We start from the raw sequence: 26,142 nt of genomic DNA, 5'->3' as shown, positions 1-26,142 counted from the left end.
TCGTCCACTCGAAAGCCAACTCGTTACTCCGCTGCAGCGCGGCTCGGCACGCGGGGAAAGCGGCAGGTCACCGTGGTGCCGCGGCCGGGTGCCGAATCGAGCGCCACCGTGCCGCCGTGCAGCTCGACGAAGGAGCGCACGATGGACAGGCCGAGCCCGACGCCGCGGTGACCGGAGCCGAGGGTGTGGCTCTCGAAGCGGTCGAAGACGCGGGCCCGGACCTCCGGCGCGATGCCCCGCCCGGCGTCGCTGACCGTGAACACGACCTCCTCGCCCTCGCGACGCGCCGTGACGGTGACGGTCTGGCCGGGATCGGAGAAGCCGATGGCGTTCGACATCAGGTTGAACAGCACCTGGCGCACGCGCTTGGCGTCGGCGACGAAGCGGCCGATGTCGGCCGGAACGTCGATGACGACCCTGATGTCGTGCTCCGCCAGCCGATCCTGCAGGCCGGCGAGCGCGGCGTCGATCGTCTCGCGGATGTCGATTTCCTCGCAGGCGAGCGCGATGGCGCCGTTGTCGATGGTGGCGAGGTCGAGGATGTCGTTGATGATGGCGAGCAGCGCCGCCGAGGACTTGGTGATGTGCGAGGCGTATTCGCGCTGCTTGTCGTTCAGCGGGCCGACCGTCTCGGCATCGAGCAGCTGCACGAAGCCGATGATGTTGGTCAGCGGCGAGCGCAGCTCGTAGGAGACGTGGTGGACGAAGTCCTCGCGCAGGCGCGAGGCCTGTTCGAGCGCCTGGTTCTTCTCCTTCAGCGCCCGCTCCACCTCCACGCTCGCCGTCACGTCGGTGAAGGTGAGGAGGGTCGAGCCGTCCGGCAGCGGCGCGGTGACGCAATCGATGACGGTGCCGTCGTGCCGGTCCATGCGCGCGGCGAAGCCGGTGCGCGTGTCGTGCACACCGGCGACGGCGCCGCGGATGACGTCCCAGGCCTCCTGCTGCGGGGCCATGAGGCCGCACAGGCGGATCACCTCGTCGATGTGCGGCAGTTCGGCCAGCACGTCCTCCGAGAGCTGCCACAGGTGGCCGAAGGCCGGGTTGCAGAGCTTGAGATGGCCGTTCGAGCCGAAGACCGCGACGCCCTCGCGCAGGGAGTTCAGGGTCTCGCCCTGGGCGCTGAGCAGGGCGTTGAAGCGCGATTCGAGGTTGAAGCGCTCGCTGACGTCGTCGAACAGATAGGTGACGCCGCCCTTGGGATTGGGATTGGCGAGGACGCGCAGGGTGCGACCGTCCGGCAGGTACCACCAGTGCTCCTGCGGCTCGACCGAGCGGTGCGCGGCGAGGACGTCGGCCTTCCAGGCGCGGTAGTCGGCCTGTTCGGGGAGCCGGCGGCGGGCGCGCAATTCGTCGAGCACCTCGCCGTCCGTCGGGCCGGCTTCGAGGAACGCGGCGTCGAGCTGCCACAGCTCGCGGTAGGCGGCGTTGCAGAAAGCGAGGCGCTGGCCGGCGTCGAAGATGGCGACGGCGGTCGGCAGCTGGTCGAGCGTGCGCACATGCGCCGCCATCTGCCGCTCGAGGTCGGAGCGGACGGCTTCGAGCTCGGACACGTCGATGGCGACGCCGGCGGTGCCGTCGCCGCTCGGCGTCTCGGTCACGTCCAGCACCTTTCGCGCCCCGGCGACGACCGCGGTGACGCGGTCGCGATAGGTCGCGCCCGCCGTGCGCTGGCGGTCCATGGCCTTGCGCGTCGGCGCATCGAGCAGCTCGAGCCCGCGGCTCACCGCCTCGGCGGCATCGCCCGCCTCGACGGCCTTGGCATAGGCGCGGTTGGCCCAGGTGAGCCGGCCCTCGGCGTCCCGGCGCCAGGCGGGCTCGGGCAGGCCGTCGAGCACGCCGGCGAGCGCGCGGCTCTCCGCCTGCGCCTCGGCGAGGGCGTCGCGGTGGCGCAGCAGGTCGAGCCGGTCGCCGGTGACCTCGCGCAGGCGCAGCACGGCACGGCCGCCGATGGCGCGGCCCTCGGCCTCGTAATAGGCGCCGCTGGTGGCCCTCAGATTCATCTGGAAGCGCTCGCCGCGCTCCTTCAGGCGTTCCAGCGCCCGTTCCAGCGCCTGCGCCCCCGCCGCGGGCAGCCAGGAGCCGAAGGCCAGCACCCGCCGGCCCGAGACGCCTTCGCCGAAGATGCCGACGTCGCCCTCGATCTGCGGCTCGGCATCGCGCCCGTGCCAGCTCACGAGCAGCTGCGGCTCGGTGGCGACGAGCAGGGCGACGCGGTCGGCGCGGGCACGCAGCTCCTCGTTCTCGCCGGCGAGCAGCGCCTCCTGCCGCGCCCAGCGGCGGCGCTCCCTGAGGTGCACGAGGGCGGTGGTGGTGGCGAAGGCGATGAGGCCGAGCACGAGGGCAAGGCCGGCGAAATCCTGCGGTGCGGCCCGGCTGATGAGCGGCGCGAGTCCTTGAGCCGCGGCGGGTGCGGGAAGGCCGGCGAGGCTGACGGCGAGGGCCGTGGACGAGAGCGCGGGGATCGCACGGGAGGAACGCATCCCCCGCCGTTCGCCAGCCCTCGTTGCTCCCTGCATCGTCCGATCCTCGCTTCCGCCGCCGCGCGCACGCGCTCGCCCAGGCCGCGAATCGAGCCAATGTAGCGTTTCAACGACTTCTGCAGGAAGTGGTTAACAAAAGGCAAATCGCCCGGTGGAGGCCACCGGGCGATCGATGTGGATGCGTGTGGAGAACGCCGCCTCAGTAGCGGTAGTGCTCGGGCTTGAACGGGCCCTGCGGCGTCACGCCGATATAGGCCGCCTGCTCCTGCGAGAGCTTCGACAGCTTCACGCCGATCTTGGCGAGGTGCAGCATCGCGACCTTCTCGTCGAGGTGCTTGGGCAGCGTGTAGACCGTCTTCTCGTACTCGCCCTGCTTGGTGAAGAGTTCGATCTGCGCCAGCGTCTGGTTGGTGAAGGAGGCGCTCATCACGAAGGAGGGGTGGCCCGTGGCGTTGCCGAGGTTCACGAGGCGGCCCTCCGACAGGAGGATGATGCGCTTGCCGTCGGGGAACTCGATCTCGTCGACCTGCGGCTTGACGTTGTGCCACTTGAAGTTCTTGAGGCCGGCGACCTGGATCTCGTTGTCGAAGTGGCCGATGTTGCAGACGATGGCGCGGTCCTTCATGGCGCGCATGTGGTCGACGGTGATGACGTCCTTGTTGCCGGTGGCCGTCACGAAGATGTCGGCGCGCGGGGCGGCGTCCTCCATCGTCGTCACCTCGTAGCCCTCCATCGCCGCCTGCAGGGCGCAGATGGGGTCGACCTCCGACACCATGACGCGGCAGCCGGCGTTGCGCAGCGAGGCGGCCGAGCCCTTGCCCACGTCGCCGAAGCCGGCGACCATGGCCACCTTGCCGGCCATCATCACGTCCGTGCCGCGGCGGATGCCGTCGACGAGCGACTCGCGGCAGCCATAGAGGTTGTCGAACTTCGACTTCGTCACCGAGTCGTTGACGTTGATGGCCGGGAAGAGGAGCTTGCCCTCCTTGGCCAGCATGTAGAGGCGGTGCACGCCCGTCGTCGTCTCCTCGGACACGCCCTTGATGGAGCGGGCGACCTCGCCGAACCAGCCCTTCGGCTTCTCGGCGAGCATGCGCTTGATGAGGGCGAAGAAGATCTCCTCCTCCTCGGAGCCGGGCTTGTCGAGGAAGGCGGTGTCGCCCGCCTCGGCGCGCACGCCGGCATGGACGAACATGGTGGCGTCGCCGCCGTCGTCGAGGATCATGTTGGGCACGCCGCCGCCGTGCCAGTCAAACAGCCTGGCGGTGTAGTCCCAGTAGTCCTTCAGCGTCTCGCCCTTGACGGCGAAGACGGGGATGCCGGCGGCGGCGATCGCCGCGGCGGCATGGTCCTGCGTCGAATAGATGTTGCACGACACCCAGCGGATGTCGGCGCCGAGCGCCTTCAGCGTCTCGATCAGCACGGCGGTCTGGATGGTCATGTGCAGGGAGCCGGCGATGCGGGCGCCCTTGAGCGGCTGGCTCGGGCCGAACTCCTCGCGCACGGCCATGAGGCCGGGCATCTCGCTTTCGGCGATGGCGATCTCCTTGCGGCCCCATTCGGCCAGCGAAATGTCCTTGACGATGTAGTCCTGGGTCATGGCGCGACGATCCGTGATTGCGATACGGCGTTAGGTTCGGCGCGACCTATAGCAGCCGCGCCGCTCGCAGGCAATAAAGACATAAAGAAGTCTTTATATGTTCGTCGCCCGCACGGCGGCCCGGCGCGTGCCCCACTTGACGAGGAAGGCCGCGGTGATGGTGCCGATCAGCGCCGCCGCCATGAAGGCGAAGGCAAGATGCGCCTGCCCTCCATCGAGGAAAAGGCCGATCGCGACCGGGGCCAGCATCGCCCCGAGGTCGAGGCCGGAATAGACGAAGCCGAAGATCTTGCCGGTCGAGCCGGCCGGCGTCGCCGAGCGCACCAGCATGTCGCGCGAGGGAATGGTGATGCCGGTGAGGAAGCCCGCCACGGCCACCGTCGCGAAGGCGGTGGCGAGCGCCAGCGGGATATAGCCGAGCGCGAGCGTGAGCACGCCGGCGCCGACGAGGCCGCCGCCGACGATGCGCTCGTGGTTGCTCGTCCTGTCGGCGAGGAAGCCGCCGATGAGCGAGCCGGTGGCGCTGGCGACGAGATAGACCGTCGTCGCGGTGGTGGCGAGGGCGAAGGTGATCGCCTGCACGTGCGGCATCAGGCTCGGCAGGAAGCTCTGCATGCCGGTCTGCGCGATCGACAGCAAAGTGAAATAGACGAAGCACAGCACGACCGGCGCGGCGAAGAGCAGTTGCGCCGTGCTGGGGGAGCCCTGTGGCGGCCTTGCCGAGTCGGCGGCATGAGGCTCATGGGGCGCGACGCGCAGGAACAGGTGCTGCGTGGCGACATAGAGCGCGAAGACGATGCCGGCCGCGCCGGTGACGATGAGCGCCATGCGCCAGTCGAGGAGGTCGCTGAGGAGAAGCAGCGTCACCGGCGCCGCCGCCCAGCCGAGCGTGCCGGAGACCGTGTGAATGCTGTAGGCGCGGGCAAGGCGCGAGGGTGTCACGCGCGCCGTCATCACCGAGAAGTCGGCCGGATGGAAGACGCAGTTGCCGAGGCCGGCGACGATCGCGACGACGATCAGCATCCAATAGGCAGGTGCGAGGCCGGCGAGGATCGTCGCAAGGCCGAAGAGCGCGATGCCCACGGGCAGGATGCGCTGCGGGCCGTAGCGGTCGACGAGGAAGCCGGCGGCCACCTGGCCGATGCCGGAGACGGCATAGAACACCGCCATCGCGACGCCGAGCTGCGTGTAGCTGACCCCGAGCCCGTCACGAATGAAGGGAAACAGCGGCGGCAGCACCAGCTGGAAGAAGTGGCTCGCAAAATGGGCCGCGCCGACGAGGCCGATGATGCGGACGTCGCGCTGCGGCAGGGCACTCGCCTGCTGCGTCATGTTTCCTCCGCTTCCGTTGCGGCGCACCGTATCGGAAAGCCGTTTTTTTGTGCATTCAGCCAATAGGACGAACGGCCGCGAATGGCCAGTCCGCCCGTGCATTGCTGGGCTTCCCGGCGCGCGCGGCGGGTGGCCGGTCATGCTGGCGTAATGTTGTCCGGCCAAGGCGGGCCGGGCGGATCTTGGGGCGGATCTTTGGGGGCTGATCATGCGTGTCCTCGTCATCGAAGACGATCCCGACCTCGGGGGGTGGCTGCGCACCGCCGTGATGCAGGCGCTCGGGCCGTGCGACCTCGTGACCTCGCTCGATGAGGCGCGGGCGGCGCTCGCCGTCGCCGCCTTCGATCTCGTCGTCATCGACCGGCAGCTGCCGGACGGCGAGGGCATGAGCCTCATCGCGGAGCTGCGGGCGCTCCGCCCGCAGCCGGGCACCATCCTCCTCACCGCCCTCGACGATCCCGAGGAGATCGCGAGCGCCCTCGACGGCGGCGCCGACGATTATGTCGGCAAGCCCTTCGAGCCGGCGGAGCTGATCGCGCGCATGCGGGCCGTCCTGCGGCGCCTGTCGGCGGCGCGCGACACCGTCATCCGCGTCGGCAACCTGCGCTTCGACAGCGTGCAGCGTTCGGTGCACCGGGACGACGTGCCCGTCGTCCTGCCGCGGCGCGAGCTCGCGCTGCTCGAGCTGCTGGCCCGCCGGGCCGGCCGCGTCGTCATGCGCGAGGCGCTGGAGGGGGCCGTCTATTGCTTCGACGACGACATCCAGTCGAACGCGCTCGATTCGCACGTCTCGCGGCTGCGCCGGCGGCTGCGCGAGGCCGATTGCGACGTCGTCATCCGGTCCGTGCGCGGCGTCGGCTACATGCTGAGCGCGCCGTGAGGCTGCCCCGCTCCATCACCTTCCGCGCGAGCGTGGCCGTGGCATGCCTCACGGCCGTCCTCCTCGTGGGCGTCACCGTCCTGCTCATCTCGGTGCTCGTCACCATCGGCGATCCCGACAAGTCGCCCGAAGGCTCGAAATATGCCGCGCGCATCCTGCGCGAGGCCGTCGACCGGGACGCGGACGGCCGCCTCGTCCTGAAGGCGAGCAAGGCGCTCGCCGCGCTGGAGGCGGACCGGCCGTTCTTCTGGTACGTGGTGCGCGCGGGCGACGAGACCGTCTCGGGCGGGCCGACGCAGCCGCCGGCCGGGGCCTGGCTGCAGGGCTGGGCCGGGCGGATCGAACACGCGGAATTCGAGTATGTCGTCGGCGAGAAGCGCCTGCTCGGCTATGCCTCGACCGAGGAGACACGCGCCGGCCCGGTGATGATCGAGCTCGGCGGCGTCACCTTCTCGCTGGCCGAGGAGCTGCTGTTCGGCTTCGGCCACAATACGCCGCTGATCGTCTCCTATGGCGTCTTCGTCCTCCTCGTCATGATCGCCGCCGTCTGGGCCATCCCGCGGCTGATCGCCCGGCCGGTCCGCGCCATGGCCGGCGCGGCCGAAGCCATCGACGGGCTGCCGGCCGGCCGGCGCCTGCCGGCGGCGCAGGCCCCGGCGGAGCTCAGGCCGCTCGCCGGCGCCTTCAACCGCGCGCTCGAGCGGATCGACGCCGCCGCGCAGGCGCAGCGCAACTTCCTGTCGAATGCCGCTCACGAGCTGCGCACGCCGCTGACCAGGATGCGCATGCGCCTCGAGCGCGTGCGGGACGTCGGCCTGCGGGCCGAGCTCATCGCGGACGTGCAGCGCCTGTCGGGCATCGTGGCGACTTTGCTGCACCTGGCGCGCCTGTCGGGCCAGCCTCTGGCGCAGGCGCGCGTCGATCTCGTGGCGCTGGCGCGCATGGTGGTGGCCGAGCAGGCGCCGGCGGCGCTCGCCGCGGGCACGGAGCTGGCGCTCGAGGCGCCGCGGCCGGTCGTCGTCACCGGCAGCGAGATGGCGCTGAGGCTGGCGCTGACGAACCTCGTCGAGAATGCCGTCCGCCACGGCGGCGGGCTCGTCACGGTCGGCGTGGCCCCCGGTGAGATCGCCGTCACGGACCGCGGAGCGGGCGTGCCCGAGACCCTCAGGGCGGAGGTGATGAAGCCCTTCGCGAGGGCCGGGGCGGGCGCGGGCGCCGGGCTCGGCCTCGCCATCGTCGCGCAGGTCATGGCCCTGCACGGCGGCTCCGTCACCATCGGCGAGGCCGAAGAGGGCGGCGCACGCGTCGCGCTGCTTTTTCCGAAGGAAGCGCCCATTCCGTAATGGAGCGGCAATGCCCGCGGGCGAGAGAAGCGCCCGTCAGCGCCGTCCCGACGGTCTGACGCGCGCCGCGGCCGGCGCGGCATGCGGGGCCCCCATCCCCGCCGCCGCCCGCAACGCAATGGCCGGTCGCGGCGCGTCCTGGACGGGCGGCGCACCGGCAGGCCATGGCCGCCGCATTCCTCCCACTGGAGCAACGTTTCATGCATCTGCGTCTACTCGCCGTCCCGGTCCTCGTCCTCGCCGGCACTGCCGGGGCCCTTGCCGCGGACCCCGCCCCGCGCATCTACGACACGGCGCCGACTTACGCCGCGCCGCCCGCCTTCACCTGGCGCGGCGGCTACATCGGCGTCAACGGCGGCTACCGGCGGGCGAGCTTCGGCCGCGGCGCCAAGTCCGAAGGCGGCTTTACCGGCGGCGTGCACGCCGGCTATCTCACGCAGCTCGGCCTGTTCGCGCTCGGCGGCGAGCTCGAGGCGGCCTATCTCGGCGGCAAGAGCGGCTCGGGGCCGGCGCTCGGCGGGGCGCGCATCGACCAGAGCTGGATGCTCGCGGCCAAGCTCCGCGCGGGTGTCGCCGTCGGCCGGCTCCTCGTCTTCACCACCGCCGGCTATGCCCGTACCAACATCGACGTCAAGGACGGCCATACGCGCGATGGCTGGCGCGGCGGCTATCTCCTCGGCGGCGGCGTCGAATATGCGATGACCGATCGCCTGGCCCTGCGGGCGGAATACGACTTCGTGCGCTACGGCGGCCAGAAGATCGTGCTCGGCGACGGTGTCAGGGTGAAGGGCGACCTGACCAACCACCTCGTGCGGGCGGGCGTCAGCTACCGGTTCTGACGCCGCTCAGCAGGTGACGGCGTCGCAGGCGCGCAGGTTGGCGATGACGGCGCGCTTGTCGGCGAGGGGCACGAAGCCGTGGAAGGCCTCCGTCATCACCGTGTAGGAGGGGGTGGCGTTGAAGCCGAGGTCGGAGCCGAGCGTCACGGCCTGGCCCATGGCGTTCGTCACCGCCTCCGAATCGGCCCGCTTCAGGAGCTCGTGCTTGTCGAGCGGGAAGGTGGCGGCGATGTCGAAGGTGCGCTGCGCATCGATGCGGCCCTTGAGGGCGAAGATGCGCTGGTGCAGCTCGAAATAATCCGCCGCCGGCCGCATCTCGGCAAAGGCGAGGGCGATGCGTGCCGCTTCGACCGATTGCTCGCTCAGGATCGGATAGTTGACGAGAACATAGGCGAGGTCCTGCTCGCTCTTGAGAAGGGCGGCCGCGTCCCGGCACGACTGCCTGCACCAGGGGCAGTTGTAGTCGAAGAACTCGACGATCGTGATGTCGGGCTGGGCGCTGCCCACCGCGATGCGGATGGGCAGGAGCGCGATCTCGTTGACGAGCTCGCTGGGCACGCGGTTGTGCGGCGCCGTGATGGCGGCGGCGAGCGCCTGCGCGGAACCGCCGGCGACGAGCGCGCCGGCGAGGCCCTGGATGATCGTGCGGCGTGAAGGCTGGAACATGGGCCTCTGGGTGCACCGGCCCGCGGGCCGCGTCAATCGCCGCGGTCTCACGAGCCGGTGAACTCGTCCGTTCAGGCCGTCGCCGGGTCGGCGAGCCGCTCGCTCACGGCCTCGGCCTTCTCCTGGGCCTTGAGCACGTCCGGCCGCGGCATCGAGATGATATTATAGCCGGAATCGACGTAGTGGATCTCGCCGGTCACCCCGCTCGACAGGTCGGACAGGAGGTAGAGGGCGGAGCCGCCGACCTCCTCGATCGTCACCGTGCGGCGCAGGGGCGCATGGGCCTTCTGGTAGTTGAACATGAGGCGCGCGTCGGCGACGCCGGCGCCGGCCAGCGTGCGCACGGGCCCCGCCGAGATGGCGTTGACGCGGATGCCCTCGGCGCCGAAATCGGCGGCGAGATAGCGCACGCTCGCCTCGAGCGCGGCCTTGGCGACGCCCATGACGTTGTAGTTCGGCATCACCCGCGTCGAGCCGCCATAGGTCAGCGTCAGCAGGGAGCCGCCGTTCGGCATCAGCGCCGCGGCGCGCTTGGCGATCTCCGTGAAGGAGAAGCAGGAGATGACCATGGTGCGCGAGAAATTGGCGCGGCTCGTGTCGGCGTAGCGGCCCTTGAGCTCGTTCTTGTCCGAGAAGCCGATGGCGTGGACCACGAAATCGAGGCTGCCCCAGGCGTCCTTCAATTCGTCGCAGACGGCGTCGACGGTGGCGATGTCCTCCACGTCGCAGGGCATCACCAGCGTCGAATCGAGCGATTCGGCGAGCGGCGCCACGCGCTTCTTCAGCGCTTCGCCCTGGTAGGTGAAGGCGAGCTCGGCGCCGTGCTGGCGAAGTGTCTTGGCAATGCCCCAGGCAATCGAGTGATCGTTCGCGACGCCCATGATGAGGCCGCGCTTTCCGTGCATGAGCCCTGTCAAGGAGGCACTCCCGGATATGCCCGCCGCTTACGCGTCGAGCTGCTTCATGACGATGGTTGCGTTGGTGCCGCCGAAGCCGAAGGAATTGGACAGCACGCAGCCGAGCTTGGCGTTGTCGATGCGCTCGCGCACGATGGGCATGTCGGCGAAGATCGGATCGAGCTCCTCGATGTTGGCGCTCTCGCAGATGAAGCCGTTGTTCAGCATCAGCAGCGAGTAGATCGCCTCCTGCACGCCGGTGGCGCCGAGCGAGTGGCCGGTCAGCGACTTGGTCGCCGAGATCGGCGGGCACTTGTCGCCGAAGACCTCGCGGATGGCCTCGATCTCCTTCTCGTCGCCCACGGGCGTCGAGGTGGCGTGCGGGTTGATGTAGTCGACCGGCACCTTCACGCTCTCGAGGGCCATGCGCATGCAGCGCACGGCGCCCTCACCGGAGGGGGCGACCATGTCGTAGCCGTCGGAGGTGGCGCCGTAGCCGACGATCTCGCCGTAGATCTTGGCGCCGCGCGCCTTGGCGTGCTCCAGCTCCTCGAGGACGAGGACGCCCGCGCCGCCGGCGATGACGAAGCCGTCGCGGTTCCTGTCATAGGCGCGCGAGGCCGTGCGCGGCTGCTCGTTGTACTTTGTCGACATGGCGCCCATGGCGTCGAAGAGCATGGACAGCGTCCAGTCCAGCTCCTCGCAGCCGCCGGCGAAGATCACGTCCTGCTTGCCGTATTGGATCGTCTCATAGGCATTGCCGATGCAATGGTTGGACGTCGCGCAGGCCGAGGAGATGGAATAGTTGACGCCCTTGATCTTGAACCAGGTGGCGAGCGTCGCGGAGGCGGTGGAGGACATGGCCTTCGGCACGGCGAAGGGGCCGATGCGCTTCGGCCCCTTGCTGCGGGCGATGTCGGCGGCCTCGACGAGGGTGCGGGTGGAGGGGCCGCCCGAGCCCATGATGATGCCGGTGCGCTCGTGGCTGACCTCGCCGGCCTCGAGCCCGGCGTCCTGGATCGCCTGCTCCATGGCGACGTGGTTCCACGCCGCCCCGGTGCCGAGGAAGCGCATGGCGCGCCGGTCGACGACCTCCTCCGGGTTCAGCGCGGGCGCGCCGTGGACCTGGCAGCGGAAACCGAGCTTGGCATAGTCCTCGGCGAAGACGATGCCCGACCGCGCTTCGCGCAGGGAGGCGAGCACCTCCTGCGTGTTGTTGCCGATGGACGAGACGATGCCCATCCCGGTGACGACGACGCGCCTCATGGCAGCCGTATCCTTTCCTCAGATCAACCAAACGGGCTCAGTGCCCTATGTGGGGGGCCCGAACGGGGCTGTCTACCATGCCGGTGCGATCAGGCCGCGCTGCCTGCCTCGGCCTGGAACAGGCCGACCCTGAGATCCTTGGCCTCGTAGATGCGCTTGCCGTCGGCCTCCACCCAGCCGTCGGCGATGCCGAGCACGAGCTTGGAGCGGAAGACGCGCTTCAGGTCGACGCCGTAGACCACCTGCTTGACGGTCGGCAGCACCTGATCGACGAACTTGACCTCGCCGACGCCGAGCGCGCGGCCGCGCCCGGGGGAGCCGAGCCAGCCGAGGAAGAAGCCGACCATCTGCCATAGGGCGTCGAGGCCGAGGCAGCCCGGCATGACCGGATCGCCCTTGAAATGGCAGCCGAAGAACCAGAGGTCCGGGCGCACGTCGAGCTCGGCGCGCACCAGGCCCTTGCCGTGGGCGCCACCCTCCTCGGCGATCGCGGTGATCCGGTCGAACATGAGCATGGGGGGCAGCGGCAGTTGCGCGTTGCCGGCGCCGAACAACTCGCCGCGGCCGCAGGCGAGAAGTTCCTCGTAGCTGAAGTTCGACTGCCGCTCCATAATCCTCGGACGATCCCTTCATTCGATTGTCACGAACCGGGCGCTATGAGCCCGATGCACCGGGCTCTCCTAACATAGTGACCGCGTGGCCGAAAGCGGGGAACGGCGCTTTTGCGGCTGCGGAGCCGTGGCGGCGCCCTTCGCGTTGCCGCCGGCGGGTTGCGATCGCACGATCCAATCCATATGATAATGATAACAGATAGCAATTTCCGGGCCATTGGCAGACATGAGCGAGCAAGTGCATTCCCGCCGGGAGACGGACCTTCCCGCACGCCTGCAGGAGGGCTCCAGGGCCCCGGCGCAGGCGCCTGCGACCGTCCAGGGCGAGCGTCGGGGGTGCCCCTTCCACGAATTGCGCGAGAGGCTGCGCCGGGTCGGCCTGAGGCCGACGCGCCAGCGCGTCTCGCTCGGCTGGCTCCTCTTCGCCAAGGGTGACCGGCACGTCTCCGCCGAGATGCTTTACGAGGAGGCGACGCGGGCGCGCGTGCCCGTCTCCCTCGCCACCGTCTACAACACGCTGCACCAGTTCACGCAGGCCGGCCTCCTGCGCGAGCTCGCGGTGGACGGCTCCAAGACCTATTTCGACACCAACCTCTCGGACCACCATCACTTCTTCGTCGAGGGCGAGGACAAGATGATGGACATTCCCGGCCCCTCCATCACGGTGGGGGACCTGCCGACGCCGCCGGAGGGCATGGAGATCGCCCGCGTCGACGTCGTGGTCCGTCTGCGGCGCAAGGACTGAGCGCCGCGCGCTCGCCCGACGATGCACGCATTCGACGAGATCATCGCCCGCACGGACGCCTTCGCCCTCTTCTTCGACATCGACGGCACGCTCGTCGACATCGCGCCCCGGCCGGACGACGTCGTCGTGTCGGATGAGCTGTGCCGCGACCTCGTGCGCGCGCGGCTGCGCTATGACGGGGCGCTGGCGCTGCTGAGCGGGCGCTCCCTCGCCTGGATCGAGACGCGCTTCGGCGATGCGGTCGCCGCCGTCGGCGCCCTGCACGGGCTCGAGCGGCGCAGCGCCGGCGGCGCGTGCCAGCGTTTTCCAGCCCCGCCGGCGCTCGCTGCGGCGCGGCAAGCCATCGTGACCGCCCTTGCCGCGAACCCGGGCATCCTCATCGAGGACAAGGGCCTGTCGATCGCCGTGCATTATCGTGCCGCTCCCGAGGCGGCCGAGGCCGTCAAGGTGCTCGCGGAGGAACTTGCGCACGAGAGCGGCGGCACGCTCGCGGCCCTGCCGGGCAAGTGCGTGATGGAGCTGCGCACGGTCGGTGCGCACAAGGGCTCGGCGCTCGACGCCTTCATGCTGGAGGAGCCGTTCCTCGGCCGGCGGCCCGTCTTCTTCGGCGATGACCGGACGGACGAGGACGCCTTCGCCGCGGCGCGGGCCCTCAACGGCATCGCCGTCGCAGTGGGCCGGGAACCTGAAGAGGTCGGCGCAGATTTGTATCTGGATGATCCGCCCGCCGTGCGCGCCTTTCTCGCAGACGCGGCCGCGGGCGGGAGGCAGGGGGGAAGGGCATGACCGATCTCGATCTCGGCGTCGTCGGCAACAGCGCCATCGCTGCGCTGATCGACGGACGAGGACGGATCGTGTGGTCCTGCTTTCCGAGGCTCGACGGCGATCCCGTCTTCCACAGCCTGCTCGGCGCGTCGGCCCAGGGCGACGAAGGCGTCTTCGAGATCGACCTGCAGGGCTTCAAGCGCAGCGAGCGGCGCTACTGGCCCAACACCGCCATCCTCGAGACCATCCTCGAATCCGAGGACGGCTCCAAGGTGCGCATCGTCGACTTCGTTCCGCGCTTCAAGATGTACGGCCGGCTGTTCCGGCCGGGGATGCTCATGCGCTCGGTCGAGCCCCTCGTCGGCTCGCCCATGATCAGGGTCCGCATCAGGCCGTCCCATGATTACGGCCGCGAGCGCGCCGAGACGACGCGCGGCTCCAACACCATCCGCTACCACCTCGGCGAGCAGACGCTGCGCCTGACGACCGACGGCTCGCCGGGCCTCATCCGGGACGAGGTGCCCTTCATCCTCGAACGGCCGCTGACGCTGATCCTCGGTCCCGACGAGACCCTGCCGGAGGCTCCGGCCACGCTGTTCGGCAAGTTCTGCGAGAACACGGAGGACTACTGGCGCGAGTGGGTGCGCTACCTCGCCATTCCCTTCGAGTGGCAGGACGTCGTCATCCGCGCCGCCATCACGCTCAAGCTCTGCGCCTACGAGGAGACGGGCGGCATCGTCGCGGCCCTCACGACCTCGGTGCCGGAATACGGCGCGAGCGGGCGCACGTGGGACTACCGCTACTGCTGGCTGCGCGATTCCTTCTTCACGGTGCGGGCCCTCAACCGGCTCGGGGCGACCCGCACCATGGAGGACTACATCAGCTACGTCTCCAACGTCGTCGCGCGCAACGGCGAGCGGGAGCTGCAGCCGCTGTTCGGCCTGCAGTTCGAGGCGCAGCTGCACGAGGAGATCGTGCCGGCGCTGCCGGGCTATCGCGGCTTCGGTCCGGTCCGGCGCGGCAACGACGCCTTCCGGCAGCGCCAGAACGACGGCTACGGCTCCGTCGTCCTCGCCATCTCCCAGTGCTTCTTCGACGAGCGACTGATCCGCAAGGGCGACGTGGCGCTGTTCGAGCGGCTCGAGGGCCTCGGCGAGCACGCCGCCCGGCTGTGGGCGGAGCCTGATGCGGGCCTGTGGGAATACCGCACGCTCGCCAATGTCCACACCCACTCCTCGGCCATGTGCTGGGCCGCCTGCGACCGGCTGGCGCGCATCGCCGGGCGGCTCGGCCTGCCCGACCGGGCCGTCTCCTGGCGCGAGAAGGCCGATCTCATCCGCGACGGCATCTTCGCCCGCGGGTGGAATGCGGAGCTCGGCACCTTCGTGAGCCGCTTCGGCGGCGACGACGTCGACGCCAGCCTCCTGCTGCTCGCCGACATCGGCCTCGTCGATGCCGAGGACCCGCGCTTCGTCTCCACGGTCGATTTCATCGGACAGCGGCTGCGGCACGGGGCGCATCTCTTCCGCTATGCCGGGGAGGACGACTTCGGCGAGCCGGAGACGGCCTTCACCATCTGCACGCTCTGGTACATCGAGGCCCTCGCCAAGGTAGGCCGACGCGAGGAGGCGCGCGTCCTCTTCGAGGACGTGCTCGGGCGGCGCAACGGTCTCGGCCTCCTGTCCGAAGGCATCCACGTCGAAAGCGGCGAGCTGTGGGGCAATTTCCCGCAGACCTATTCGATGGTGGGCCTCATCCACGCGGCCCTCTCGCTGTCAGCATCCTGGGAGGACGCGTTTTGAGCAGGCTCATCGTCGTTTCAAACCGTGTCGCGGTGCCCTCGCGCAAGGGCGGGGCCACCGCCGGCGGCCTCGCGGTCGCCCTCAACGACGTTCTCGCCCACCGCGGCGGCCTGTGGTTCGGCTGGAGCGGGCGCATCGGCGAGCGCCAGCAGACGGCGAGCCTCGTTCCGCAGGGCAATGTCACCTATGCCGTCTGCGACCTGTCGCAGGACGACCACCAGGAATACTACAACGGCTTCGCCAACCGGGCGCTGTGGCCCCTGCTGCACTACCGGCTCGACCTGACCGAGTTCGCCCGCAAGGACCTGGCCGGCTACCGCAGCGTCAACAGCTATTTCGCGGACCTCCTCGTCGAGCATGTCGCGCCCGACGATCTCATCTGGATCCACGACTATCATCTCATCCCGCTCGCCGAGGCGCTGCGCGAGCGCGGCGTCAACAACCGCATCGGCTATTTCCAGCACATCCCCTGGCCCTCGCTCGACATCTTCCTCGCCCTGCCGAACCATGCCGAGATCGGCCGCGCGCTGACGGCCTGCGACCTCGTCGGCTTCCAGACGCGCAAGGACGCCGACAACTTCGGCTCCTACCTCGTCGAGGAGGCGGGTGCCTTCGCCAGCGGCAAGCGCCTGTTCGCCGTCGGCGGGCGGGCGCTGCGCACCGGGGTCTATCCCGTCGGGATCGACCGCCTCGGCTTTGCCCGCACGGCGGCGCGCGCGGCCCGCTCGCGCTTCATCCAGGAGGTGGGCGAGAGCCTCGGCGGCCGCACGATGATGATCGGCGTCGACCGGCTCGACTATTCCAAGGGCCTGACGCAGCGCCTCGACGCCTTCGAGCGCATGCTCCAGACGGCGCCGGACTGGCGCACCCACGTCACCTTCCTGCAGATCACGCCCAAGAGCCGGGCCGACATTCCCGAATATGCGGCGATGCAGCGGGCGCTGGGCGAGGCGGCCGGGCGCATCAACGGCCAGTACGGCGAGGTGAGCTGGACGCCGATCCGCTACATCAACCGCTCCTACAACCGCAACGAGCTCGCCGGGCTCTACCGGCTCGCCCGCGTCGGCGTCGTCACGCCTTTGCGCGACGGCATGAACCTCGTCGCCAAGGAATATGTCGCCTCGCAGGATCCGGACGATCCGGGCGTGCTCGTCATCTCGCGCTTTGCCGGCGCCGCCTCGGTCCTCGACGGCGCGCTGATCGTCAATCCCTACGACATCGACGGAACGGCGGCGGCTTATGTGAAGGCGCTGATGATGCCTCTCGAGGAGCGCCGGGCGCGGTGGCGGCGGATGTGGCAGGGGCTCGCCAACACGGATATCGGCGGCTGGGCGGACCGCTTCCTCTCCGATCTCGAGGAGGTCGACCGCGACCGGCCGTATCGCGGCTTCCCGCACAGCAACGGCACCGTGCACGCCTGACACGGCGGCCGCGGCGCGGCCGGGTCACTCGATGCGTTCGTTGGGGTAGACGCCCCAGAGCTTGTCCTGCTCCATGAAGCCGCGGCGGTTGGAGACGGCGACCTCGCACCACGTGCCGGTGCAGCGGCGCACGTCGACCACGACGCCCGCCTCGAGGCGGGCCACCACCGCCGCCTCCTCCGCGGCGCGCTCGCGCATGGTGAAGACCTGGCCCTTGCTCCAGGGGGAGACGAGCGCCGTGCGCCGGCCGGACAGGAGGCTGTGCAGCACCCAGCCGTCGCTGCCCTCCGAATCGCGGATGCGCCGCCACGTCTCGAACTCGGCGATGATCTCCACCGGCAGGCCGGCGCGCGTGAAGACCCAGGTGACGCGATGATCCTTCGACGGCCCCTCGCGCAGGTTGACGCGGTCCGACTTGAGGCTGACGTAGCGCGGCAGCGGCAGGCCGCTCACCGTGCCGCGCGCCATGGGCGCGTCTGCGGCCTGGGCCGCGACCCGCCCGGAGGGGGCGATGGCGACGAAGAGAAGGGCGAGGACGAGGCGGGCGAGGTGGGGCATCGCTCTACTTTGCGGGGGCTCGCTGCGGGGTGGGAGCATCGTGAGGGGCGTCGGGGAGCGGCCTGAGCGGCCTTAGACTTCTCTACCGGTTGTCTTTCAGACTTCCTTTGCTACAGAGGCCACGTGTAGAACTGGAGTGAAGGGCCGGCGGCAGGGGGCTGAGCGCAACCCGTGTTCAATCCAATGTCTTGCCGATTGTGCTTAACGTGGGGTGAACACGCCGCCCCGGATGCGAGGCCTCCCTCATGAAAAAGAAGCCGCTCGTCGTCGTCACGCGTCGCCTGCCGGACGTCATCGAGACGCGCATGCGCGAATTGTTCGATGCGCACCTCAATGTCGACGACACTCCCCTGACGGCGCAGCAGCTGGTCGAGGCTGTGCGCACCGCGGACGTGCTGGTGCCGACCATCACGGACAGGGTCGACGCCGCCCTGCTCGCCCAGGCGGGCGAGAACCTCAAGCTCATCGCCAATTTCGGCAACGGCTTCGACCACATCGACGTCGAGACGGCCCTGTCGCGCGGCATCACCGTGACGAACACGCCCGGCGTGCTGACGCAGGACACCGCCGACATGACGATGGCGCTGCTGCTCGCGGTCGCCCGGCGCCTGCCCGAGGGCGCCCGCACGCTGGTGGACGGGGACTGGCAGGGCTGGTCGCCCACCTGGATGCTGGGCCGGCGCATCACCGGCAAGCGCCTCGGCATCGTCGGCATGGGGCGCATCGGCCAGGCGCTGGCGCGCCGCGCCAAAGCCTTCGGCCTCTCCATCCACTACCACAACCGCCGCCGGGTCAGCGCCGCGGTCGAGGAGGAGCTCGAGGCGACCTACTGGGATTCGCTCGACCAGATGCTGGCGCGGATGGACATCGTCTCCATCCACTGCCCGCACACGCCGGCGACCTACCACCTCCTGTCGGCCCGGCGGCTCAAGCTGATGAAGCGCGAGGCCGTGCTCGTCAACACGGCGCGCGGCGAGATCGTCGACGAGGTGGCGCTGGCGCGCATGCTCGAGGCGGGGGACCTCGCCGGGGCGGGGCTCGACGTCTTCGAGCACGAGCCGTCGGTGAACCCGCGCCTGCTCAAGCTCGCGCGGCAGAACCGGGTGGTGCTGCTGCCGCACATGGGCTCGGCCACCATCGAGGGGCGCGTCGACATGGGCGAGAAGGTCATCGTCAACATCAAGACCTTCCTCGACGGCCATCGCCCGCCGGACAGGGTGCTGCCGTCCATGCTCTGAAGCCGCGAGCGGTCGCCGCGCGGGGAGGGGAGGGCCATGGTCTCGAGCATTCTCACCGGCATCGGCCGCGGGCTCGTCGGCTTCCTGACGCGGCCCATCAAGGGCTATGCGCCGGCCTTCCCGCCGGATCTCGACGCCCTGGCGCGCGTCATCCAGCCGGGTGACGTGCTCCTCGTCGAGGGCAACACGCGCATCGCCGTCGCCATCAAATACCTGACGCAGTCCACCTGGTCGCATGCGGCGCTGTGCGTCGGCGACCGGCTCGGCCTCAGCGAGCCTGACGGGGAGCCGCACCTGCTCGTGGAGGCGACCGCGGAGGCCGGCGTGACGACGGCGCCGCTCACCAAGTACCGCGACATGCACGTGCGCCTGTGCCGGCCCGTGGCGCTGACGCCGGCGGACCGCGAGGCGGTCATCCGCTTCATGGTCGATCGCATCGGCTACGGCTACGACGTGCGCAACATCGTCGACCTTGCGCGCTACCTCCTGCCGACGCCGCCGGTGCCGGTGCGCTTTCGCCGCCGCATGCTGGAACTCGGCTCCGGCGAACCGACGCGCACCATCTGCTCGACGCTGATCGCCCAGGCCTTCCAGAGCGTACGCTACCCGATCCTGCCGCGGGTCAAGAACTGGGACGACGACCGGCGGGTCAAGTCGGCCTACGGGCGGGAGGAGATCCTCCACATCCGCCACCATTCGCTCTACGCGCCGCGGGATTTCGACATCTCGCCCTATTTCGCCATCGTCAAACCGACCATCGAGACCGGCTTCGACTACAAGCGCTTCCTGTGGGGCGAGGACCGGCCGGTAGCGCTTCACCCGCCGGCCGGTGCGGCTCAGGCCTGACGGAGCTCGGCGCGGCGGCGCGCGGTGCGCTCCGCGAAGGCCCGTGCCACGAGATAGTGCAGGACGATGCCGACGCCCACGAGCACGATCTCGTCGAGGAAGGCCGGCGGGTGCACGTGCTGGATGATCTGGCCGAGCGCGCTCAGGAGCGAGCCGGCGGCAAAGACCGGCAGGCTGTGGCGGCCGATGAGGCAGAGCGGGGCGTAGACCGGCGTGCGGGCGAAGACCTTCGACAGGCCGAGGTGGCTGACGACATAGGCGAGCGCGAGGAAGTGCAGCAGCCGCGCGAGGCCGAGGTTGGTCTTGCTGACGTCGAGCCCCTCGCGCACGCTGTCCCACAGGCCGGGCACGAGGTGGAAGCCGTTCGTCACCAGGAAGAACGAGGCGGCGAGGATGACTAGGCAGACGGCGAACAGCAGGTTGTCGCGCGTCATCATCACGTCGCGCATGTGAAGGCCGATGAACAGGCCGATGCAGAACAGGAACTGCCAGGCGAAGGGGTTGAAGAACCACTCGCCCTCCACCGGCCAGGTCGGCAGGTTGAGGCCGACCGTGCGGGCGCCGACATAGACGAGCGCCGACACGAGCAGCATCAGGAAGCTGTTGACGCGGGCGAGTGCCAGGATCGCGGGCGTCCCGAGCAGGAGCACGATGTAGAGCGGCAGGATGTTGAAATAGCCGAGCTGGTGGCTCAGTCCGACGATGGCGAGGAGCGCCCGCACGGGATCCGCCACGACGATGTCGCGTCCGTGCTCGGCCAGAAGCCCGTCGTCGTCGAACACGATGGCGGCCGTGACGAAGAGGGCGACGGCGACGAGCGACAACGCCACCTGGACGCCGTAGATCGTGAGCGCGCGCCGCCCCAGGGCGCGGGTCGGCGTGCCCAGTTCGCCGCTCAGGAAGCGCCGGCCATAGGCGAGCGCCACCGAAACACCGGACAGGAAGACGAATGCTTCGGCCGCATCGGAAAGTCCGATGTTCTTATGGGTCAGGTATTCAAACACGTTGCCGGGAACGTGGTTGATAAAGATCGACAGCAGCACGATTCCGCGCCAGAAGTCGATCGAGTCTATTCTCTGATTTGATCTGGACTTAGCCATTGTCAGCCCGATTCGTCTGTGCGCCGGAATTTTTCCGCTGCCTGTGGTCGAAATGAGGCACCAGACTTGAAACGTGGTGAAAAGTTCGATTGTTCCGTTCACGAACCGGCGACCTCGCGGCGCGCTCGGCGCGCCGCTGGATGAAAAGCCGGTTTCACCTGTCTCCGATGATGCTCTAAAGTCCGCGACCGATCGCGGCAGAGGCCGTATGGGGATGAGGAACGCCATGACCAAGGGACACGAGGCAGGACGATCGATGGTGGCGCGCCGGGGCGTCATCGGGGCGCTGGCGGCGGGCGCCGCGGGGCTCGCCGCACCGCATGTGGCGCGGGCGCAGGACACGATCACCTGGCGCATGGCGACGTCCTGGCCGAAGAACACGCCCGGCGTCGGCGTCAACGCCCAGCGCCTCGCGGACATGATCACCGCCATGTCCGGCGGGCGGCTCAGGGTGCAGCTCTTCGCCGCAGGCGAGCTGGTGCCGCCCTTCGAGGTCTTCGACGCGGTCTCCTCCGGCGCCGTGGAATGCGGCCATGCCACGCCCTATTACTGGCAGGGCAAGAGCCCGGCCTTCCATTTCTTCACCGGCGTGCCCTTCGGGCTGTCGGCCAACGAGCACGCGGGCTGGATCGCCTTCGGCGGTGGCCAGGCCCTGTGGGAGAAGGCCTACGAGCCCTTCGGCGTGCTGCCCTTCTACACGGGTTCCTCCGGCGCCCAGGCCGGCGGCTGGTTCCGCAAGGAGATCAACAGCCTCGACGACCTCAAGGGCCTCAAGATGCGCATCGCCGGGCTCGGGGCGGAGGTGCTGCGCCGGCTCGGCGTCAACACGCTGCTGACCCCGCCGGGCGAGATCTTCCAGGCCATGCAGGCCGGCACCATCGATGCCGCGGAGTGGGTCGGCCCGTGGAACGACCTCGCCTTCGGCCTCTACCGGGTGGCGAAGTACTACTACCTGCCGGCCTTCCACGAGTTCGGCCCCGCGCTCGAGATGCTGGTCAACAAGAAGGCCTACGAGGCGCTGCCCGAAGACCTGCGGGAGATCGTGCGCCGCGCGACGCAGGCGACCTCCTACGAGACGCTCGCCGACTTCACCTTCCACAACGTCGAGAGCTACCAGCCGCTCCTCGACAAGGGGGTGGAAGTGCGCGCCTTCAACGACGATATCGTCAAGGCGCTCGGGCGCGAGTCCGAGGCGGTCCTGTCGGATCTCTCCAAGACCTCGCCGCTCGCGGGCGAGGTCTATGCCTCCTTCACCGCCTTCCGTGCCAAGGCGATGACCTACGGCAAGGTGATGGACGGGGCGATCTATTCCATGCGCGAGACCGGGCTGGGGGCGTAAGCCCCCGCTCTTTTCCTGGGAGAGCCATGTATCCCGATGCCATCCTGAAGGCGTGGCGGCAGATCGTCTCGCCGCCGTTCCGCCGCATCCTGTGGCGCTCGCTGGCCCTGACGCTGGCGCTGATCGTGCTCGTCTGGCTGGCGCTGACGCGCGGCGTCGCCCTGCTGATGGACCGCTATGCGCTGCTGGTGGACTATCCGCTGATCGACAGCTTCGCGCTCGTCTTCGCCGGCATCGGCATCTTCGTCGCGCTCGCCTTCCTCATCCCGCCGATCTCGGCGCTCGTCGCAGGCTATTTCCTCGACGATGCGGCGGAGATGGTGGAAGGGGCCCATTATCCGGCAGATCCGCCGGGCCGGCCGCTGTCCTTCGGCCGGTCCATTCTCTACGGGCTGCGCTTTGCCGGCCTGTCGCTGATGGTCAATGCCATCGCGCTGGTGCTGCTCTTCGTGCCCGGCATCAATCTCGTCGCCTTCTTCGGGGCGAACGCCTATCTGCTGGGCCGGGAATATTTCGAGCTCGCCGCCGGGCGCTTCCACCCGATGCACGAGGCGGCGGCCATGCGCCACCGCAACCGCGGCACGGTGCTGCTCGCCGGCCTCGTCATCGCCGGTTTCGTCGCCATTCCCGTCATCAACCTGATGACGCCGCTGTTCGGCGTGGCCTACATGGTGCACGTGCACAAGAAGCTCGCCGCCCGCGAGGCGCGGGCGATGGCGACTGTCACGGTGCGGGGCGGCTGATCAGGCGAGGTGCGTCTGCTCGAACTGGCCGCGTTCGCGGAAGCGCCAGAGATAGGTCGGCACGATGGCCTCGACGGCTTCCGGCTGGATGCCGAGGCCCTCGAGCGTGCGGCCTTCGGCGATGGCGGCCTCGGAGACCACGTTGTCGGTCCTCAGCAGCGTCACCTGGTCGCGCGTCAGCACGAATTCGTCGGGCATGAGGCCGAGGGTGAGCTTGTCGAGCGTCTCCAGCACCGCCGCCTGGGCGCGGCCGAGGCCGAAGGACAGCGGCAGCACCAGCCTGCGCCGGCCCGTGACCTTGAGGATGTAGTCCAGGATCTCGCGCAGGCTCCGCGCCTGCGGCCCGCCGAGCTCGTAGACGCGCCCGCCGGCCACGGTGCCGTCGACGGCGCGGGCGATGGCCTCGGCGACGTCGCCGGCGAAGACCGGCTGGAAGCGCGTGTCGGCGCCGACGAGCGGGACGACCGGCAGCATGCGGGCGAGCGCGGCGAAGCGGTTGAAGAAGGCGTCCTCCGGGCCGAAGACGACCGAGGGGCGGAAGACGACCGCACCCGGCACGGCGGAGAACACCGCCTCCTCGCCGGCAGCCTTGCTGCGGGCATAGAGCGACTGCGAGCGGGCGTCCGCCCCGAGCGCGGAGACGTGCACGAGCGACGCGCCGACGCCGGCGGCCGCCTGGGCGACGACGCGGGCGCCGAAGGCCTGTACGGCGTCGAAGCGCTGGCGCCCCGTCTCCTGCATGATGCCGACGAGGTTGACGACGGCGTCCGCGCCGATGACGGCGGTCTCGACCGAGTTCTTGAAGCGCAGGTTGGCCTGGACGGCGTGGATCTGGCCGACGCGGCCGAGGGGCTGCAGGTGCCCGGCAAGATCGGGCCGGCGCACGGCGACGCGGATGCGGTAGCCGCGCCGGGCGAGGGCCCGCACCACGTGGCGGCCGAGGAAGCCCGAGCCGCCGAAGACCGTGACGAGCTTGGAGAGGGGATCGAGCGCTTGCGCCGCCATGGTTGTCTCCACGAGTGCTGGCCCGGCGTTGCCGGCCGTCGGAAGGGTCGCGGCTTCCTTAGAGCATTTTTGAGGGAAGTGGAATCCGCCGCGACGAAAGGCGGCGGGGGCTGAGGCCAAGTGCCTCAGCTGTCCATCTTCAGCGCGGCGATGAAGGCTTCCTGCGGGATCTCCACCTTGCCGAACTGGCGCATGCGCTTCTTGCCCTCCTTCTGCTTCTCGAGGAGCTTGCGCTTGCGCGAGACGTCGCCGCCATAGCACTTCGCCGTCACGTCCTTGCGCAGGGCGCGGATGGTCTCGCGGGCGATGATCTTGGCGCCGATCGCGGCCTGGATCGGGATCTGGAAGAGGTGCTGCGGGATGAGGTCCTTCAGCTTCTCGCACATGGCGCGGCCGCGCATCTCGGCGCGGGTGCGATGCACGAGCATGGAGAGCGCATCCACCGGCTCGCCGTTGACGAGGATCGACATCTTGACGAGGTCGCCGGGGCGATAGTCGGTGATCTGGTAGTCGAAGGAGGCGTAGCCCTTCGAGATCGACTTCAGGCGGTCGTAGAAGTCGAACACCACCTCGTTGAGCGGCAGGTCGTAGACGACCATGGCGCGCTTGCCGACGTAGTTGAGGTCCACCTGCTCGCCGCGCCGGTCCTGGCACAGCTTGAGGATGGCGCCGAGATAGTCGTCCGGCGTCATGATGGTGGCGCGGATCCACGGCTCGGCGATCTCGGCGACCTTCATCACCTCCGGCATGTCGGCCGGGTTGTGCAATTCGCGCTCGCTGCCGTCGCTCATCTTGAGGCGGTAGACCACCGAGGGGGCGGTGGAGATGAGATCGAGGTTGAACTCGCGCTCCAGCCGCTCCTGGATAATCTCGAGGTGGAGGAGGCCGAGGAAGCCGCAGCGGAAGCCGAAGCCGAGCGCCGCAGAGGTCTCCATCTCGTAGGAGAAGCTGGCGTCGTTCAGCCGGAGCTTGCCCATGGCCGCGCGCAGGTCCTCGAAATCGGCGGCATCGACCGGGAAGAGGCCGCAGAAGACGACGGGCTGCACGGGCTTGAAGCCGGGCAGCGGCTCGGCGCAGGGCTTCCTGTCGTCGGTGATGGTGTCGCCGACGGCGGTGTCCGCCACCTCCTTGATCGAGGCGGTGAGGAAGCCGACCTCGCCGGGGCCGAGCGTGTCCACATTGGTCATCTTCGGCCGGAAGACGCCGACGCGGTCCACCGGATAGGTCGCGCCGGTGCGCATCATGCGGATGGTCGTGCCCTTCTTCAGCGTCCCGTCGATGATGCGCACGAGGACGACGACGCCGAGATAGGCGTCGTACCAACTATCGACGAGCATCGCCTTCAGCGGCGCCCCGGCATCGCCCTTGGGCGGGGGCAGGCGGGTGACGATGGCCTCCAGCACGTCCTCGATGCCGAGGCCGGTCTTGGCCGAGATCGGCACGGCATCGGACGCGTCGAGGCCGATCACCTCCTCGATCTGCTCCTTGACGCGGTCGGGCTCGGCCGCCGGCAGGTCGATCTTGTTGAGGACGGGCACGATCTCGTGGTTGGCGTCGAGCGCCTGGTAGACATTGGCGAGCGTCTGCGCCTCGACGCCCTGGGAGGCGTCGACGACGAGGAGCGAGCCCTCGCAGGCCGCCAGCGAGCGCGAGACCTCATAGGCGAAGTCGACGTGGCCGGGCGTGTCCATGAGGTTGAGGACGTAGGTCTTGCCGTCCTTGGCCGGATATTCGAGGCGCACGGTCTGCGCCTTGATGGTGATGCCGCGCTCGCGCTCGATGTCCATGGAATCGAGCACCTGCTCCTGCATCTCGCGGTCCGACAGCGCGCCCGTCTTCTGGATGAGCCTGTCGGCGAGCGTCGACTTGCCATGGTCGATATGCGCGACGATGGAGAAGTTGCGGATGGTCTCGATGGGCTTCGTTGTCATGTCGGAACGTCGTTTCGCTCGCCCGCCTGTCCCCGCGGCTGTGACGGCCTTCCTGCGCAGGCGGGGGCGGGAGCGCGGCCGTGATCGTCAAGCCGCGGGAATAGCAGCGTGCGGGCCATCCGCCAAGGGGTGCACGGCGCAGGGGCGGGCAAAGTGCCTCGCGCGGGAGGCGCTTCAGAACGCGAGCGGCGCGTTGTCGACCACCTCCTTGAGGACGAAGAAGGTCCGCGTCTGGCGCACGCCGGGCAGGGCGATGAGCTTTTCGCCGTGCAGGCGGTTGAAATCGACCATGTCGCGCACGCGGATCTTCAGGAAATAATCGAAATCGCCGGCGACCACGTGACAGTCGAGCACCACGGGCATGGCGCGCACCGCCTCCTCGAAGGCGGCGAAGCTCTCGGGCGTCGAACGGTCCAGCACCACGCCGACGAAGACGAGCGTGCCGCGCTCGACCCGCTCGGGCGCGACGAGCGCCCGCACGCCCGACACATAGCCCTCGGCGAGGAGGCGCTGGATGCGCCGGTGGCACGTCGCCGCGCTGGTGTTGACCCGCTTGGCGATCTCAGCATTGCCCATGCGCCCGTCCGCCTGCAGCAGCCTGAGGATGCGCAGGTCGGTACGGTCGAGTTCGTGCGTGGCGGATTCTTTCATCAAATGGCCTTCTGATGAAACATGAAGGCGATGCTATGCGGACAAGCTGGAAGAACAAAGCATAAATGGCGTGCACTTCGGGAGG

23 protein-coding genes are annotated in these 26,142 nt (G+C 69.3%); 11 read left to right on the top strand and 12 right to left on the bottom strand.

All coding sequences use genetic code 11. From position 1 onward, the window contains the following. Positions 1-23: 23 nt before the first annotated feature. The 3 genes from AL346_RS07095 to AL346_RS07085 form a co-directional block, all read right to left on the bottom strand. Positions 24-2,480, bottom strand: a complete 2,457-nt coding sequence (locus AL346_RS07095) for a PAS domain-containing sensor histidine kinase (RefSeq protein WP_019402442.1) — start codon at positions 2,478-2,480, stop codon at positions 24-26. A gap of 199 nt (positions 2,481-2,679) precedes the next feature. Beyond that, positions 2,680-4,080: an adenosylhomocysteinase gene (gene ahcY, locus AL346_RS07090; protein ID WP_019402443.1), complete on the bottom strand. Its 1,401-nt coding sequence runs from the start codon at positions 4,078-4,080 to the stop codon at positions 2,680-2,682. Between the two features lie 93 nt (positions 4,081-4,173). Further along, positions 4,174-5,412 (bottom strand): MFS transporter, encoded by a 1,239-nt coding sequence (locus AL346_RS07085; RefSeq protein WP_019402444.1) that lies wholly within the window; start codon positions 5,410-5,412, stop codon positions 4,174-4,176. 208 nt (positions 5,413-5,620) lie between these two features. Here AL346_RS07085 and AL346_RS07080 point away from each other — a divergent pair, with 208 nt between their 5' ends. From AL346_RS07080 to AL346_RS07070, 3 genes are all read left to right on the top strand, one after another. After that, positions 5,621-6,292, top strand: coding sequence for a response regulator transcription factor (locus AL346_RS07080; RefSeq protein WP_019402445.1), 672 nt, complete (start codon positions 5,621-5,623; stop codon positions 6,290-6,292). Continuing rightward, complete coding sequence (locus AL346_RS07075) at positions 6,289-7,635, top strand: HAMP domain-containing sensor histidine kinase (RefSeq protein ID WP_019402446.1); 1,347 nt, start codon at positions 6,289-6,291, stop codon at positions 7,633-7,635. The genes AL346_RS07080 and AL346_RS07075 overlap by 4 nt, the downstream gene beginning before the upstream one ends. 200 nt (positions 7,636-7,835) lie before the next feature. Further along, positions 7,836-8,474 (top strand): outer membrane protein, encoded by a 639-nt coding sequence (locus AL346_RS07070; protein ID WP_019402447.1) that lies wholly within the window; start codon positions 7,836-7,838, stop codon positions 8,472-8,474. Positions 8,475-8,480: 6 nt separating this feature from the next. On the opposite strand, the gene AL346_RS07065 is transcribed toward AL346_RS07070, so the two are convergent. The 4 genes from AL346_RS07065 to fabA all read right to left on the bottom strand — a co-directional run bounded on the left by AL346_RS07065 (position 8,481) and on the right by fabA (position 11,913). Next, the gene (locus AL346_RS07065) at positions 8,481-9,140 is read right to left on the bottom strand and encodes a DsbA family protein (RefSeq protein WP_019402448.1); all 660 of its coding nucleotides are present in this window, start codon (positions 9,138-9,140) and stop codon (positions 8,481-8,483) included. Positions 9,141-9,211: 71 nt separating this feature from the next. Next, positions 9,212-10,057 (bottom strand): enoyl-ACP reductase FabI, encoded by an 846-nt coding sequence (gene fabI, locus AL346_RS07060; RefSeq protein ID WP_026015179.1) that lies wholly within the window; start codon positions 10,055-10,057, stop codon positions 9,212-9,214. 27 nt (positions 10,058-10,084) lie between these two features. Further along, entirely contained in the window at positions 10,085-11,302 is a 1,218-nt protein-coding gene (fabB, locus tag AL346_RS07055; RefSeq protein ID WP_019402450.1) for a beta-ketoacyl-ACP synthase I, read from the bottom strand. 89 nt (positions 11,303-11,391) lie between these two features. After that, entirely contained in the window at positions 11,392-11,913 is a 522-nt protein-coding gene (gene fabA / locus AL346_RS07050) for a 3-hydroxyacyl-[acyl-carrier-protein] dehydratase FabA (protein WP_019402451.1), read from the bottom strand. A 226-nt stretch (positions 11,914-12,139) separates the two neighbouring features. Between fabA and irrA the strand changes: the two genes are divergently transcribed. Genes irrA through otsA form a run of 4 tightly spaced genes read left to right on the top strand, consistent with a single transcriptional unit; the run spans position 12,140 to position 16,646 of the window. After that, positions 12,140-12,658 carry an iron response transcriptional regulator IrrA gene (gene irrA, locus AL346_RS07045; protein ID WP_019402452.1) on the top strand — a complete coding sequence of 173 codons (519 nt, stop codon included), beginning with the start codon at positions 12,140-12,142 and terminating at the stop codon, positions 12,656-12,658. 21 nt (positions 12,659-12,679) lie between these two features. Beyond that, positions 12,680-13,444 (top strand): trehalose-phosphatase, encoded by a 765-nt coding sequence (otsB, locus tag AL346_RS07040; protein ID WP_019402453.1) that lies wholly within the window; start codon positions 12,680-12,682, stop codon positions 13,442-13,444. After that, the gene (locus AL346_RS07035; protein ID WP_019402454.1) at positions 13,441-15,225 is read left to right on the top strand and encodes a glycoside hydrolase family 15 protein; all 1,785 of its coding nucleotides are present in this window, start codon (positions 13,441-13,443) and stop codon (positions 15,223-15,225) included. The genes otsB and AL346_RS07035 overlap by 4 nt, the downstream gene beginning before the upstream one ends. After that, positions 15,222-16,646 carry an alpha,alpha-trehalose-phosphate synthase (UDP-forming) gene (gene otsA, locus AL346_RS07030; protein ID WP_019402455.1) on the top strand — a complete coding sequence of 475 codons (1,425 nt, stop codon included), beginning with the start codon at positions 15,222-15,224 and terminating at the stop codon, positions 16,644-16,646. The genes AL346_RS07035 and otsA overlap by 4 nt, the downstream gene beginning before the upstream one ends. Positions 16,647-16,670: 24 nt before the next feature. Here the strand turns inward: otsA and AL346_RS07025 are convergent, their stop codons facing one another. Further along, on the bottom strand, positions 16,671-17,204 hold the full coding sequence (locus tag AL346_RS07025; protein ID WP_019402456.1) for an SH3 domain-containing protein: 534 nt from the start codon (positions 17,202-17,204) through the stop codon (positions 16,671-16,673). Between the two features lie 245 nt (positions 17,205-17,449). On the opposite strand from AL346_RS07025, the gene AL346_RS07020 reads away from it, so the two are divergent. Further along, positions 17,450-18,442, top strand: a complete 993-nt coding sequence (locus AL346_RS07020) for a D-glycerate dehydrogenase (RefSeq protein ID WP_019402457.1) — start codon at positions 17,450-17,452, stop codon at positions 18,440-18,442. Between the two features lie 36 nt (positions 18,443-18,478). Further along, complete coding sequence (locus AL346_RS07015; RefSeq protein ID WP_019402458.1) at positions 18,479-19,288, top strand: YiiX/YebB-like N1pC/P60 family cysteine hydrolase; 810 nt, start codon at positions 18,479-18,481, stop codon at positions 19,286-19,288. Here AL346_RS07015 and AL346_RS07010 read toward each other — a convergent pair. Further along, positions 19,279-20,388, bottom strand: coding sequence for an OpgC family protein (locus AL346_RS07010; protein ID WP_040404532.1), 1,110 nt, complete (start codon positions 20,386-20,388; stop codon positions 19,279-19,281). The genes AL346_RS07015 and AL346_RS07010 overlap by 10 nt on opposite strands. Positions 20,389-20,614: 226 nt before the next feature. On the opposite strand from AL346_RS07010, the gene AL346_RS07005 reads away from it, so the two are divergent. Both AL346_RS07005 and AL346_RS07000 read left to right on the top strand, forming a co-directional pair. Further along, positions 20,615-21,727 carry a TRAP transporter substrate-binding protein gene (locus AL346_RS07005; RefSeq protein ID WP_245303228.1) on the top strand — a complete coding sequence of 371 codons (1,113 nt, stop codon included), beginning with the start codon at positions 20,615-20,617 and terminating at the stop codon, positions 21,725-21,727. Between the two features lie 26 nt (positions 21,728-21,753). Continuing rightward, positions 21,754-22,470 (top strand): sulfate transporter family protein, encoded by a 717-nt coding sequence (locus AL346_RS07000; RefSeq protein ID WP_019402461.1) that lies wholly within the window; start codon positions 21,754-21,756, stop codon positions 22,468-22,470. Here AL346_RS07000 and AL346_RS06995 read toward each other — a convergent pair whose 3' ends face one another. The 3 genes from AL346_RS06995 to AL346_RS06985 form a co-directional block, all read right to left on the bottom strand. Beyond that, complete coding sequence (locus AL346_RS06995) at positions 22,471-23,475, bottom strand: complex I NDUFA9 subunit family protein (RefSeq protein ID WP_019402462.1); 1,005 nt, start codon at positions 23,473-23,475, stop codon at positions 22,471-22,473. A 125-nt stretch (positions 23,476-23,600) separates the two neighbouring features. Continuing rightward, a complete protein-coding gene (lepA, locus tag AL346_RS06990; protein ID WP_019402463.1) occupies positions 23,601-25,406 on the bottom strand; it encodes a translation elongation factor 4 in 1,806 nt (601 codons plus the stop codon). Positions 25,407-25,580: 174 nt separating this feature from the next. After that, on the bottom strand, positions 25,581-26,057 hold the full coding sequence (locus AL346_RS06985; protein WP_019402464.1) for an Lrp/AsnC family transcriptional regulator: 477 nt from the start codon (positions 26,055-26,057) through the stop codon (positions 25,581-25,583). Positions 26,058-26,142 lie beyond the last annotated feature (85 nt).

The organism is Chelatococcus sp. CO-6, assembly GCF_001271345.1.
GTDB classification, from domain to species: domain Bacteria; phylum Pseudomonadota; class Alphaproteobacteria; order Rhizobiales; family Beijerinckiaceae; genus Chelatococcus_A; species Chelatococcus_A caeni.
The sequence above is the reverse complement of the archived record's forward strand: the minus strand, read 5'-3'. Positions and strand labels throughout refer to the sequence as shown.